This window comes from Pelagerythrobacter rhizovicinus (genome assembly GCF_004135625.1).
In the GTDB taxonomy this organism is placed as follows: domain Bacteria; phylum Pseudomonadota; class Alphaproteobacteria; order Sphingomonadales; family Sphingomonadaceae; genus Pelagerythrobacter; species Pelagerythrobacter rhizovicinus.
Genome location: NZ_SDPV01000001.1, coordinates 837,099 through 850,392, shown reverse-complemented (window position 1 = coordinate 850,392; position 13,294 = coordinate 837,099). Strand labels below are relative to the sequence as shown.

Sequence of the window (13,294 nt, the reverse complement as noted above, 5' to 3'; positions counted from 1 at the left end):
CTACTGACTACGCGAAGCGCTCTGATTGGTCAGCGCGTCGTCCCCCGCGGCGAGTCGCCAGAGCACCCCGTCGCGCCGGAAGTCGAGCCTGACCTTGCCATGGAACGCCATCTCGGGATTCCGGGTTATGATCGTCGTGCCGAAGCCTTTTCGCTCGGGAGGCTTCACCGGCGGACCCCCGCTCTCGCTCCATTCGATCTCGAAGCTGCGCTCGCCGTCGCGGTCGGCGAGGCGCCATCGCACCGCCACCTCGCCGTCGCCGTTGGAAAGCGCGCCGTACTTCAAGGCATTGGTCGCCAGTTCGTGGATCGCCAGGCCCAGCGCCTCGGCCGCCGTCGGCTTCAGCACGATCCCCTCGGGACCCTCGAACGCGACCCGATGGTCGGTGGGATCGATGACGTGGAGAACCTGCGACCGGACGATCGCGTCGACCGCCGCGCCATTCCACCGTTCGCCGGTCAGCAGGTCCTGGTTCGCGGCGAGCGCCGTGATGCGCCGGATAAGCGCCTCGGTGAGCTCCGCGTCCGCGGTCCCCACGGTGCGATGCACGATCGCCTGGATCGTCGCGAGGATGTTTCGCGCACGGTGATTGACCTCGTTCATCAGCAGCCGGATGCGCTCGTTGGTCTCGCGTTCCTCGGTGATGTCGGTGTTGGTGCCGCACCACAGGATCACCTCGCCCGCCTCGTTGCGCAGCGGTTGCGCCCGCGTGAGGAACCAGCGGTATTCGCCGTCCTTGCCGCGCAGGGGGAAGGTGTCTTCCCACGCCTCCCCCGTGTCCCATGCATGCTGGATGCCCTCGACCACGCGGTCGACGTGGTCGGGGTGCTGGACCGCACGCCAGCCCCATCCCTGCATCTCCTCCAGCGTGGTGCCGGTGAAATCGTACCAGCGCTGATTGTACCAGAACACCCACCCCTTCTCGTCGGCCATCCAGGCGAGTTGCGGGATGTTGTTGGCGAGCGCCTTGAACTGCTGTTGGCTGTGAAGCAGCTCCGCCCGGAGATTCGCCTGTTCGCGCAGGTCGTTGGCGATTTTCGACGCGCCGACAATCGTTCCGGAGGCGTCGCGGATCGGGGAGACAGTGATCGCGACGGGAATTTCGGTGCCGTCGGCCCGCTTCCGCATGGTCTCGAACTTGGGAACCAGTTCGCCGCTGCGGACACGGGCGAGGATCGCATCCTCTTCGTACTGCCGGTCGGCGGGAATGATGCGCCGGATGGACTGTCCGATCATTTCGGTGGCCGGAATGCCGAACAGCCTTTCGGCAGCCGCATTCCAGCTCTGGACGATGCCGTCGAGGTCCTTCGACACGATCGCGTCGGAGGAGTGCTCGACGATCGCGGCCAGATACGCGTCGCGGAAGTTTTTGGGCAGCCCCACTTTCACCGGGAGGTACTACCATATAACCATCCGGAAACAATGGCACATTTGTAAATCCCGAAAAATGGTGCGCCTCGGTTCGGCGTTGGTCCGGCAGGGATCAGATCATGCCCAGCTGCGCCGCCGCCACTTGCTGCAGCGCCTCTGCGATGCGGGGCTCGATGCCGAGTTCGTGCGCGGCCTTCTCCTCCGCCCCGAGCACGCGCGGATCGATCCCGGTGACGTGGCCGAACACGACCAGCGCCTCGAGGTACGAGCCTTCCGCGCTCGCGTGGTACTGGTCGTAACTCCACAGGTCGATCGCGCCGAAGGTCCGCCCGTCGTACGGGTTGGGATCGGCAATGCCGCGCATCATGGCCCGGTTCCACGCCTCTCCGACCGGGATCACGCCATCGATCTCGGCCGAGGCCGCGTCGATCGCGTCCATCGCGCGACGCAGATCGAGCGCCATCGCCGCGACCGGGCGCCCGTACCAGTGCCCTTCCGGGCGATAGACCTGGTCCGCGCGGGTCCACGCCGCCATCAGGTAAACCTCGACCGCCGGATTGGCGCGGGTGAACATCTGTGCGAGCGCCGGTGCATCGGCCGCGGTCTGCGCGGGATCGCCGGGGCGTTCGGGATCGAGCACCGAGTATTGCTGCATGACCACCACGTCCCATGGTGCATCGATCTTCTCGCGCCGCTCGTTCAAGTGGAAGCCCAGCGTCGAACCACCGCGCGTCTCGTGCGAAACCTCCCATGCCTGCCCCGCCTGCTCGGCAAAGCGGGCGAAGAGCGCGGGAATGCCGCCGACCCCCTCTCCGTTCAGGTCGTTCACACTCTCCGGTCGGTAGCGCAGGACGGCCGAGTTCGCGCCCTGCGTGAAGCTGTTGCCGATGAAGAGGATCGTGCGCGGCTCCCCGGCAGACGCGGGGGACGTCAACGCCAGCAGTGCGACGAGCGCTGCGACTAGCGCCGCTATCGGCCGAAAGCCCCTTCGGCACTTGATAATACCCTCGCTCGTCATCCCAGCGAAAGCTGGGATCGCTCTCAATCCAGTACGGTGTCCCATAAGTCGCCCCAGCTGGGGTTGATCCTTTCAATCAGTTCGATCTTCCAAGCCCGCTGCCACGCGTTCAGCGCCTTTTCGCGCGTGATCGCCTCTTCGATCGTCGCATGATGTTCGATCAGGACGAGCCGATCGAGCCCATACCGGCGCGCGAACTTCGAGCCTGTCCCCTCCCGATGCTGCGCATGACGCGCCGCGATATCGCTCGTGACGCCGATATAGAGTACGGGGCTTGTTGGTCAGAATGTAGGTATAACCGCCCCTCTCCACTCGTCCCCCTCCTCCAGCGTCCGCATACACGCCGAAATCGGGTTGCGCCATGTGCGACCGTCCGACCGGAGGACAGCGATCCCAGCTTTCGCTGGGATGACGGATATCCTTTGCCACGTCATCCCGGCGAAAGCAGAGATCGTGCGTCCTCTCTCACCCCAGCCCGGCGGCTTCGAGCAGCGCCCGGGTGCTGGCGTCGAAGTCGCCTCCGCCGGCCTCCATGTCCTTCGCCATGCGCTTGCCAAGTTCGACCCCGAACTGGTCGAACGGGTTGATGCCCAGCAAGACCGCGTTGGCGAAGGTGCGGTGTTCGTGGAACGCGACCAGCGCGCCCAGCGCGGCGGCATTGAGGTCGTCGCACAGCATGGTCGCGCTCGGGCGGTCGCCGGGAAAGTGGCGCGCGGGGTCCTCGCCCGCGTCGCCGGCCATCAGCGCAGCGCCTTGCGCGAAGCAGTTGGTCAGCAGGATACGATGATGCGCGGGGTCGAGCGCGTCGCCGGGCGCCACGCTGGCGATGAAGTCGATCGGCACCAGGTTGGTCCCCTGGTGGAGAAGCTGAAACACCGCGTGCTGCGCGTCGGTACCCACCCCGCCCCAGGTAATCGGCGCGGTCGGGCCGGAGACCGGCCGCTGGTCGGCCGTCACCCGCTTGCCGTTCGATTCCATCTCGAGCTGCTGGAGGTAGTCGGGCAGCAGCGCGAGCCGTTCGTCGTAGGCGAAGACGGCGCGGGTCTGGCAGCCGCGCACGCTGGTGTAATACTGGTCGGCGAAGGCCGCCCGCAGGCACAGGTTGTCGCGCCCGTCGGTATCGCGGAAATGCTCGTCGACCATCCGCGCGCCAGCGAGCATGGCCTCGAACTCGTCCCACCCCACGGCGAGCGCGACCGGGAAACCGATCGAGGACCACAACGAATAGCGCCCGCCGACGCTCTCCGGAAACGGCAGGACGCGGGTTTCGTCGACGCCCCATTCGACGGCCTTCTCCGGGCTCGCGGTGAGCGCGACGACGCGGCCGGAGGGATCGGACACGCCGTTGTCGCGCAGCCAGTTGAGCGCGCTGGCGGCGTTGGTCATCGTCTCGATCGTGGTGAAAGTCTTGCTCGCCACCGCGATCAGCGTGGTCGCCGGATCGCAGGCGGCGAAGGCCTGCTCGAGCGCGAGCCCGTCGATGTTCGACACGACATGCACGTCCACCAGCGCGAGGTCACGGGTCAGCGCGTCGACCGCCATCGCCGGGCCGAGCGCGCTTCCGCCGATGCCGATGTGGATCAAGTGCTTCACCGGACCCAGCGCGCCCTCGTGGATCGCCTCGACCAGGAGCTTCATTCGTGCGTGGAGCGCGGCGGCCTCTTCCACCGCCGCCTCGCTGCCGACGCCGCGCTGGGCGGTGTGCTCCGCCGCGCGCCCTTCGGTAACATTGATCTTCTCGCCGCCGAGCAGGGCCGCGCGCTGTGCCGCGAAACCCCGCGCCTCGGCGAGCGCCTCGAACGCGGCGAGCAGATCCTCGTCGAGATGGGTCTTGGACCAGTCGAAGCGGATGCCGCCGGCGATCTCGCCCTCGCCCCATTCGAGCCGCTGCGAGAGCCGGGTCACCCGCCCCGGATCGCTGGCGAACAGTTCCTTCAGCGTGCGCTGAGGCACGGCCTCGACCCGCTGCCAGGCTGCGGAAACCGCCTCGGTCATACGAAAATCCCTTTCCTACATCGTGCGCTCCCGACTAGGGACTGTGGCGATGTTTGCAAGCACTCAGCCGAACCCGGGCGAGCCCTTATCCAAGGTCACGGCCCCCTGCGACCTTTCACGGGAAAACCGCGGTTTTTCAAAGGCGCCGGCATGTCACATCTGTCAACACCCCGGCACCGCATGACTGCCGTGTCCGAAGCCGAAGCACCCGGGCCCGAGGAGCAGAGCGAGACGCTCGGCGGCTTCCTGCTGTTCCTGGTCAAGCTCGCGCTGGTCGTGCTCATCTTCCGCAGCTTCGTCTTCTCGCCCTTCTCGATCCCCAGCGAATCGATGCTGCCCCGGCTGATGAACGGCGACTATCTGGTCGCGGCCAAGTGGCCCTACGGCTATTCCAGCTACTCCCTGCCCTTCTCCGCTCCGCTGATCCCGGGGCGTGTGTTCGCCGGCCAGCCCGAGCGCGGGGATGTGGTGATCTTCAAGCACCCGATCGACCGTACGGACTACATCAAGCGGGTGATCGGCCTCCCGGGCGATACCGTGACCATGCGTAACGGCCAGCTCTTCCTGAACGGCGACGCGGTGGCCAAGCAGCGGATCGACGATTTCGTGATCCCTCTCTCGCCCAATACGGACTGCGCCTGGGGCGGAGTGCGCGAGGCGGACGGCGAAGGCGGCGAGCAGTGCCGCTACGCCCGCTTCCGCGAAACGCTGCCGTCGGGCCGCAGCTACACGGTGCTCGACTTCGGGACGACCCCGCAGGACGACTACGGCCCGACGATCGTACCCCAGGGGACGATCTTCGTAATGGGCGACAACCGCGACAATTCGCAGGACAGCCGCTTCCCCGCCATGCCGGGCGGCGGCGTCGGGCTCGTGCCGCAGGAGAACCTCGTCGGCCGCGCAAGCGCCATCATGTGGTCGACCGACGGCAGCGCGGAATGGCTGTTGCCCTGGACTTGGTTCACCGCCGCGCGCTGGAGCCGCATCGGAGACGGGCTGTGAGCACGCTCGACGGCAAGACGCGCGAGTGGCTGACCGGCGTCGGCTTCGCCGTCTGCGACGAGGCGCTATGGCGCGAGGCGCTGACCCACGGCAGCACCGGCGACACGCGGCACTACCAGCGGCTCGAGTTCCTCGGCGACCGGGTGCTGGGCCTCTCGATCGCCGAGTGGCTCTACGGACGCAATGGCGCGGCGGAGGGCGAGCTCGCGCAGCGGCTCAACGCGCTCGTCAGCCGCCAGGCCTGCGCCGGCATCGCCCGCGAGATCGGCGCCCCGGCCCACGTCCGCCTCGGCAAGCAGGCGCGCGACGACGGCGCGGCGGAGAGCGACAACGTCCTCGGCGACGTGATGGAAGCGCTGCTCGGCGCGAGCTTCGTCGAGAGCGGATTCGATGTCACCCGCGACCTTGTCCGCAAGCTGTGGAACGACCTGGTCGAGGGGCACGCCGGCCGCTCCAAGCATCCGAAAAGCGCGTTGCAGGAGTGGGCGGCCGGCAACCAGCGCCGCCCGCCGCAGTACGAGCTCATCGATCGCTCCGGCCCCGACCACGCCGCCAGCTTCACGGTGAGGGTCAAGGTCCACAAGGTCGGCGAGGCCGAAGCCACGGCAAGCAGCAAGCAGGAGGCCGAGACGGCGGCCGCACGCAAGTTCATGGAGATGTTCGGGTGACCGACGATACCAATACCCGCTGCGGCCTCGTCGCCGTGATCGGCGCGCCGAACGCGGGCAAGTCCACGCTGGTGAACCAGCTTGTCGGGCAGAAAGTCGCGATCACCAGCGCCAAGGCGCAGACCACCCGCGCGCGCATGCTCGGCATCGCGCTCCACGGCGAAACGCAGATGATCCTGGTCGATACCCCAGGCATCTTCACACCGCGCCGGCGGCTCGACCGTGCGATGGTGAGCGCCGCGTGGGAAGGCGCGGAGGCGGCCGACGCGGTGCTGCTGCTGGTCGATCCGGTCAAGCAGCGGCGGCACGAGCTCGAGCCGCTGCTGGAAGCGCTCGCGACCAGGCCCGAGCGCAAGATCCTGGTACTCAACAAAGTCGATGTGGCGAAGAAGGAGCCGCTCCTCGCGCTGGCGCAGGAGCTTTCGGGCAAAGTCGAGTTCGCGGAGGTGTTCTTCGTCTCCGCCCTCACCGGCGACGGCGTCCCCGAGATGAAGGCGGCGCTCGCCGAGACGATGCCCGAAGGCGCGTGGATGTATCCGGAGGACCAGGTCAGCGACGCCAGCGAGCGCCTGCTGGCGGCCGAGGTCACTCGCGAGCAGCTCTACCGCCAGCTCCACGAGGAACTGCCCTACGACAGCGCCGTACGGCCCGAGAGCTATCAGCAGCGCCCCGACGGCAGCCTGGAGATCCACCAGCAGATCGTCGTCGGCCGCGAAAGCCAGCGCCCGATCGTCCTCGGCAAGGGCGGCAGCCGCATCAAGGCGATCGGCGAGGCGGCGCGCAAGGAACTGAGCGAGATGCTCGACGTGAAGGTCCACCTCTTCCTTCACGTGAAGGTGGAGGAGAACTGGGCCGAGAACCGCGAGATCTTCGAGGAGATCGGGCTGGACTGGGGGCGGTGAGTCGCCCCCAACCCTTTCCCAGCACCGAAACGGCGACTGAGCGCCGCTAGCGTTTCTTCGCGATCCCGATCTTGTTCTTCTTGGCGAAGTCCTTGACCGATTCCTCGCTGCGGTTGAGCGCCTTGGCGATCGCCTTGAGGCCGTGGCCCTTGGCGGCAAGCGTGCGCAGCTGACCGGCCTCGTCGGCTTTCCACGGGTGCTTGTGGCGCTCGAAGTGCTCCTTCGCCATGCCTACGCCTCTCGGCCCTGGATCGATGGCGGGACGGCGGTGCTCACTTCGCAGCCCCCTTCTTCGGCGCGGCCTTCTTCTTCGCGGCAGGCTTTTTCTTCGGCGCTGCCTTCCGCCCACCCTTCTTCTTCGCCGGCCCCTTGGCTGCCCGTGCATCGATGAGTTCGATGGCCTGCGCTTCGGTGACATCCTCCGGCTTCACGTCCTTGGGGATGGTCGCGTTTGTCGTGCCGTCGGTGACGTAGGGGCCGTAGCGGCCCGGCATGACCTTGATCTCGCCGCCGCTGGTCGGATGGGCTCCGAGCGTCTTGATCGGCTCCGCCTTGGCACGTGTGCCGCGGCCGCCGCGCTGGGCGGCCTCGGCGAGCGCGGCGACGGCGGCATTCATCCCGGTCTCGAAAATGTCACGGGTGGAGGACAGCTTGGCATACTTGCCGTCATGGCGCAGGTACGGACCGTAACGCCCGATATTTGCCTCGATATCCTGCCCCGTTTCCGGGTGCTGACCGACAATCCGGGGCAGCTCGAGCAGTTTGATCGCCCACTCGAGATCGAAGTCGGGCAGGTCCTTGGGAATGCTCGCGCGCTTGGCGTCCTTGCCCTCGCCCATCTGGATGTAGGGACCGAAGCGGCCGGTCTTGCGGTGGATCTCCTCACCGGTTTCGGGATGCTTGCCGAGCACGCCATCATCGGCCGCGGCTTCGCCGTCGGCGCCCGGCTGCGCGAAGCGGCGCGTGAACTTGCACTCCGGGTAATTCGCACAGGCGACGAAGGCGCCGTAGCGCCCACCGCGCAGCGCAAGCCGGCCGCCCGGGCGGCCCTCGGCCTCGCACAGGGGGCAAGTGCGCGGATCCTTGCCGTCGGCGCGCGGCGGGAAGAGATAGTCGGACAGGAAATCATCGAGCGCTTCGGTCACTTCCGAAGGCTTGCGCTCCATCACTTCTTCGGTCTTCGGCTTGAAGTCGCGCCAGAACTGGGTGAGCAGCGCCTTCCACTCCTCACGCCCACCCGAGACTTCGTCGAGCTCGTCCTCCATCCCGGCGGTGAAATCGTAGGCGACGTAGCGTTCGAAGAAGCGCTCCAGAAATGCGGTCAGGAGCCGGCCCGATTCCTCTGCAAAGAAACGGTTTTTCTCCATCCGCACATATTCGCGATCGCGTAGCGTCTGGATCGTCGATGCATACGTCGACGGTCGGCCGATGCCGAGTTCCTCAAGCCGCTTGACCAGCGAGGCTTCGGAGAACCGCGGCGGAGGCTGCGTGAAGTGCTGGTTGGCCTCGACACCCTTCTTCGCCGGGCTGTCGCCCTTGTGCATGACAGGCAGCAGACCCTCGTCGTCTTCTGCGTCCTTGTCGTCGAAGCCTTCCTGGTAGACCGCGAAGAAACCCGGGAACTTCACCACCTGCCCGGTCGCGCGCAGTTCGTTCTTGCCGGTCCCGTCTCGCAGGGTAACAGTCGTGCGCTCGAGCCGCGCGGCCGCCATCTGGCTGGCCATCGCGCGCTTGAAGATCAGATCGTAGAGCTTGCCCTCGTCCCCCGATGCCGCACGGTCGCGCGAGAAATCGGTCGGACGGATTGCCTCGTGCGCTTCCTGAGCATTCTTTGCCTTGGTGCTGTAGTGGCGTGGTTTTTCCGGGATGTAGTGCCCGTCATAGCGATCCGCGATCGCCTTGCGCGCGGCGCTGATGGCGCTACCGTCCATCTGCACGCCGTCGGTCCGCATGTAGGTAATCGCGCCGGCTTCGTAGAGCGACTGCGCAAGCCGCATGGTATGGCTGGCGGAAAAGCCGAGCTTGCGCGCGGCTTCCTGCTGCAGCGTCGAGGTGGTGAACGGCGGCGCCGGATTGCGCGTGAGCGGCTTGGTCTCGATCTCTTCGATCGTGAAGCGGCCCTGCTCGACCGCGGCCCTGGCGGCCATCGCGCTACCCTCATCGCCGAGCGTCAGCTTGTCGAGCTTCTTGCCGTCGTACTTGACCAGGCGCGCATCGAATTCGGTGCCGTCCTGCTCCAGCTTCGCCACCACCGACCAGTATTCCTGCGCACGGAAAGCCTCGATCTCGCGCTCGCGGTCGACGATCAGCCGCAGCGCGACCGATTGCACCCGGCCCGCGCTCTTGGCTCCCGGCAAGCGGCGCCAGAGCACCGGCGAAAGCGTGAAGCCGTAGAGATAGTCGAGCGCGCGGCGCGCCAGGTACGCGTCGATCAGGTCGCGATCGAGCTCGCGCGGACGAGCCATGGCTTCGGTCACGGCAGGCTTGGTGATCGCGTTGAAGGTGACGCGGTCGACTTTCGCGGGCAGCGACTTGCGCTTCGCGAGCAGCTCGCGCACGTGCCACGAGATCGCCTCCCCCTCACGATCGGGGTCGGTCGCGAGCACGAGCCGGTCGGCCTTCTTCGCGGCGTCGGCGATTTCCTTGAAGCGGCTCTGCTTGTCGCGATAGAGTTCCCAATCCATCGCGAAATCCTCGTCCGGCCGCACGCTGCCATCCTTCGGCGGCAGATCGCGGACGTGACCGTAGGAGGCGAGGACCTTGAAGTCCTTGCCCAAGTATTTCTCGATGGTCTTCGCCTTGGCCGGCGATTCGACGATAACAAGCTGCATGGAAGTGGAGGCGGTCCCTTACGTGTGTACGTGTGCGCGAGGGTGGCTAGGCTCCGGCGCGTTCGTCAATCCATGATTTTGCGAGGAGATCAGGCGAAGACCTCCCCGATCTCCTGGGTGCCCTCGTCAAGCAGCGTAAAAACCGAGATTCCCAGTGGGAGAAAGACCGCGGTCGTTATCGCATCGGTGAGCCCAGTGCCGATGGCCGCGCCCACAGGCCCCGCCCCCGCAAACTCGATGAAGCTCGACACTGCGACGATCGGAACAAGAGCCAAGAGGAAGCAGACCAGCCCTGCGAAAAAGATCGGCCAGCTGTGCCCTCTGGTCACGTTCCAGCTTGCGCCCATCGCCTCGATCACGCCAGCTCGCCGTGCGATGAGGAAGCCCGATGCCGCGCTCCAACGCACGGCAAGGATCAGGCCCGGCACGATCAAAAATAGCAGCCCGAGTATCATGCCAAACCCGGTGAGGAGCGCGAGGCCGACATAGGCCCAGATACGCGTTCCGCCCGAACCCACTCGCCCGCGCAGCTCCAGCATTCTTTCAAGAATGAGATAGCTGCCGACGACATGGGCGATAAGAGCGGCCACCCCGGCAATGCCGCCCAGGATTGTGGTGCCGGCGTCAAAGGTAAAACCGAAACCCCATAGGCGATCGGGGTCGGTCGCACCGCCGATCTCACTGACCGCGCCCAAGCCACCGACCACGATCACAAAGACGAGCAAGTAGGCGAAGACCTCGCGCGCGAGAGCGACCGTCTCCTCGAGAATTCCCCTGAAATCCGCCCTGCGATGCATTTCACCCCCCCCCCCTTGTTCGGTTATCCCGCGAGCGAGACCCGCCCGCCCGCATGTCGCTGCAACTGGCCGGCGATTTCAAGTTCCAGCAGCGCCATCTGCACGGCCGCGGCGCCGGTGCCCGATTGGCGGATCAGTTCGTCCACCGGGACCGGCGCAATGGTGAGGAGGCCGCGAATGTCGGCCGGTTCAGCCTCCTCCAGTTCGTCGGAAGCGGGATCATAGGACGGTGCGGCTTCACGAAAAGTCGAGCGCGGCGTGCCGTCGAAATCGCTGAGAAGCTCGATCACATCCCCCGGCGCCTGGACCAGGACCGCGCCATCGCGGATCAGTTGGTTGCACCCCTGTGAGCGGGCGTCGAGCGGGCTGCCGGGGATCGCCATGACCTCGCGCCCCGCCTCGCCGGCAAGCCGCGCGGTGATGAGCGAGCCCGACTTCGGCGCAGCTTCGACAACCAGCGTTCCCGCGGCGAGCCCGGCAATGATGCGGTTGCGGCTCGGGAAATGGCTGCCGCGCGGCTCGGTGCCGGGCGGCTGCTCGGCGAGGAGCAGGCCTGCGCTCGCAATCTCTTCCTGCAGTTCGGCGTGCTGGGGAGGATAGGTGATGTCGATACCGCTGGCGATCACGCCGATCGTCGCAGGCAGTGCGCCCCGGTGCGCGGAGCCGTCGATGCCGCGCGCCAGGCCGGAGACGACGACGAACCCGGCTTCGCTCAGCGCCGCTGCGAAATCGCGCGCCAGCTTGACCGCGGCGGCAGAGGCGTTGCGCGCGCCGACCATGGCGACGCAGGGCTTCGCGGCGAGCGTGAGGTCGCCCCGGACAGTCAGGATCGGGGGCGCGCTCTCGATCTCTGCGAGGAGTGGCGGATAGTCCGGCTGGTCGTGGAACAGGTACCGCGCGCCTGCCGCGCGCACGGCCTCCACTTCGCGCTCGATCCGTTCGACCAGCGCCGCGCGGTAGTCGCGCCCGCCGCGCCGGCCCAGTTCGGGCAGCGCCTCCAGCGCGGCTTCCGCACCGCCGTATCGCTGGAGCAGGTGCGCATAGGAGACCGGGCCGACATTGGGCGACCGCAGCAGCCGTATGCGCGCGAAAGCCTCGGACTGCGAGAGCGCGCTCACTCCTTCGAGCCGACCTTCGGCTCGGTGCCGTTCGCCAGACGCTTGAGGTTCTCGCGGTGGAGCCAGAGCACGATCAGCGCGATCAGCACCAGCGCGGGGACATAGGCCGCGTAGCCGAGCACCGCAGCAACAATCGCGGCGGCCACCACCGCACTCATCCCGGCAAGCGAGCTGATCCGGCTCGCCGCCAGCACGCCGAGCCAGACGAGCGCGTAAGCCAGCCCGATCGGCCAGGCGAGCCCCAAGCTGACTCCCGCATTGGTCGCCACGCCCTTGCCGCCCTTGAACCCGAGCCAGACCGGGAAGCAGTGGCCGATCACCGCGAACACCGCGGCCACGGGGGCCGGGCCGAGGATTGCGCCCGGCATCTCGCTTGGCCCGGTGAGCAGGTGCGCGGCGAGCAGCACCGCCACGAATCCCTTGGCGAGATCGAGCAGCAGGGTCGCGGCCGCGACCGCCTTGTTGCCGGTGCGCAGCACGTTGGTCGCGCCGATATTTCCGCTGCCGATCTTGCGCACGTCGCCGAGCCCGGCGAGCCGGGCGAGAATCAGTCCGAACGGGATCGAGCCGCAAAGGTAGCCGAGCAGCGCGGCCCATAGCACGTCGATGGTCAGTTCAGCGCCCACATCTGCCCCCTACCCGTTCGCCCTGAGCTTGTCGAAGGGCCGTACTTCTAATAGGCGCTGGGCCAAAGAAAAAGCGGTCCTTCGATAAGCTCAGGACGAACGGGACTATTTTGGACGTTTCTTCGCACTCCCCCATCCTGCTGTTCGATTCCGGCGTCGGCGGACTCAGCGTGCTCGCGGAAGTCCGCAAAACGCTGCCGCACGCACCGGTGATCTACGCCGCGGATCTCGCGGGTCTGCCCTATGGTACCAAGAGCGAGGCCGAAGTCGCGGCGCGCGTCTGCGGGCTGCTCGGGCGCATGGCGGAGCGCTGGCACCCCCGGCTGATCTGCATCGCCTGCAACACCGCAAGCACCATCGCGCTCGGCATGGTACGCGAGGTGCTGGAGATTCCGATCGTCGGCACCGTGCCGGCGATCAAGCCGGCCGCCGTTCAGACACGCAGCGGTACGATCGGGCTGCTCGGCACTGCGGCGACGATCCGCCAGGCCTATGTCGACAACCTCCAATCGCAGTTCGGCAATGGCCACAGGCTGCTGCGCCACGCCGCGCCCGGCCTGGTCGAAGCGGCCGAGGCCAAGCTGCGCGGGCGCCCGCTTGACCCCGCAGCGATCAGGGATGCCGTGGCGGGGCTCAGAGAGCAACCGGGCGGTGACCGGATCGACACCGTCGTGCTCGCGTGCACGCACTTTCCGTTGCTGCGCAGCGAACTGGAGGCGGCCTTCGGACCCGGAGTCGCGTTGATCGACGGCGCCGAGGGCATCGCGCGCCGGATCGCACACCTCGTCGCGGGGCAGCCAATGGAGCGAAGAGAACCCGACCGCGCGGTCACGACCGGACCGATCGAGGAGTTCCAGCCGCTCGCCGAGGCGTTCCGCGCCTGTTGCATCGAGCGCCTCGAGAAATTCTAGCTGCGAATCGCTCGCAAAGATCGCGGTGGAAATGCAGGCGCGAGCGGCTTAAATG

General features: G+C 67.1%; 12 protein-coding genes and 1 pseudogene. 4 read left to right on the top strand and 9 right to left on the bottom strand.

Features of this window, described 5'->3' with window-relative positions; genetic code table 11:
- The 4 genes and pseudogenes from ETX26_RS04140 to pgi form a co-directional block, all read right to left on the bottom strand.
- Nucleotides 1-1,383: a PAS domain S-box protein gene (locus ETX26_RS04140; protein WP_165271687.1), complete on the bottom strand. Its 1,383-nt coding sequence runs from the start codon at nucleotides 1,381-1,383 to the stop codon at nucleotides 1-3.
- A 100-nt stretch (nucleotides 1,384-1,483) separates the two neighbouring features.
- On the bottom strand, nucleotides 1,484-2,389 hold the full coding sequence (locus ETX26_RS04135) for an SGNH/GDSL hydrolase family protein (protein ID WP_129523395.1): 906 nt from the start codon (nucleotides 2,387-2,389) through the stop codon (nucleotides 1,484-1,486).
- A gap of 23 nt (nucleotides 2,390-2,412) precedes the next feature.
- Nucleotides 2,413-2,752: pseudogene (locus tag ETX26_RS04130) on the bottom strand (GIY-YIG nuclease family protein).
- A gap of 102 nt (nucleotides 2,753-2,854) precedes the next feature.
- A complete protein-coding gene (pgi, locus tag ETX26_RS04125; protein ID WP_129523394.1) occupies nucleotides 2,855-4,384 on the bottom strand; it encodes a glucose-6-phosphate isomerase in 1,530 nt (509 codons plus the stop codon).
- Nucleotides 4,385-4,534: 150 nt separating this feature from the next.
- Between pgi and lepB the strand changes: the two genes are divergently transcribed.
- From lepB to era, 3 genes are read left to right on the top strand one after another with little or no spacing between them, the layout of a single operon-like run.
- Nucleotides 4,535-5,386, top strand: coding sequence for a signal peptidase I (lepB, locus tag ETX26_RS04120; RefSeq protein WP_404825260.1), 852 nt, complete (start codon nucleotides 4,535-4,537; stop codon nucleotides 5,384-5,386).
- On the top strand, nucleotides 5,383-6,054 hold the full coding sequence (gene rnc / locus ETX26_RS04115; protein ID WP_225425497.1) for a ribonuclease III: 672 nt from the start codon (nucleotides 5,383-5,385) through the stop codon (nucleotides 6,052-6,054). Before lepB ends, rnc begins: the two co-directional genes overlap by 4 nt.
- On the top strand, nucleotides 6,051-6,956 hold the full coding sequence (gene era / locus ETX26_RS04110) for a GTPase Era (protein WP_129523392.1): 906 nt from the start codon (nucleotides 6,051-6,053) through the stop codon (nucleotides 6,954-6,956). Before rnc ends, era begins: the two co-directional genes overlap by 4 nt.
- 46 nt (nucleotides 6,957-7,002) lie before the next feature.
- Here era and ETX26_RS04105 read toward each other — a convergent pair whose 3' ends face one another.
- The 5 genes from ETX26_RS04105 to plsY all read right to left on the bottom strand — a co-directional run bounded on the left by ETX26_RS04105 (nucleotide 7,003) and on the right by plsY (nucleotide 12,328).
- Entirely contained in the window at nucleotides 7,003-7,185 is a 183-nt protein-coding gene (locus tag ETX26_RS04105) for a hypothetical protein (protein ID WP_129523391.1), read from the bottom strand.
- Between the two features lie 43 nt (nucleotides 7,186-7,228).
- Nucleotides 7,229-9,787, bottom strand: a complete 2,559-nt coding sequence (topA, locus tag ETX26_RS04100) for a type I DNA topoisomerase (RefSeq protein ID WP_129523390.1) — start codon at nucleotides 9,785-9,787, stop codon at nucleotides 7,229-7,231.
- Nucleotides 9,788-9,876: 89 nt separating this feature from the next.
- Nucleotides 9,877-10,500, bottom strand: a complete 624-nt coding sequence (locus tag ETX26_RS04095) for a hypothetical protein (RefSeq protein WP_129523389.1) — start codon at nucleotides 10,498-10,500, stop codon at nucleotides 9,877-9,879.
- Nucleotides 10,501-10,607: 107 nt separating this feature from the next.
- Entirely contained in the window at nucleotides 10,608-11,702 is a 1,095-nt protein-coding gene (gene dprA, locus ETX26_RS04090; protein WP_129523388.1) for a DNA-processing protein DprA, read from the bottom strand.
- A complete protein-coding gene (gene plsY, locus ETX26_RS04085) occupies nucleotides 11,699-12,328 on the bottom strand; it encodes a glycerol-3-phosphate 1-O-acyltransferase PlsY (protein ID WP_225425496.1) in 630 nt (209 codons plus the stop codon). Before plsY ends, dprA begins: the two co-directional genes overlap by 4 nt.
- Before the next feature lie 110 nt (nucleotides 12,329-12,438).
- Here plsY and murI point away from each other — a divergent pair, with 110 nt between their 5' ends.
- Complete coding sequence (gene murI / locus ETX26_RS04080; protein ID WP_129523387.1) at nucleotides 12,439-13,239, top strand: glutamate racemase; 801 nt, start codon at nucleotides 12,439-12,441, stop codon at nucleotides 13,237-13,239.
- The last annotated feature ends 55 nt before the right edge of the window (nucleotides 13,240-13,294 follow it).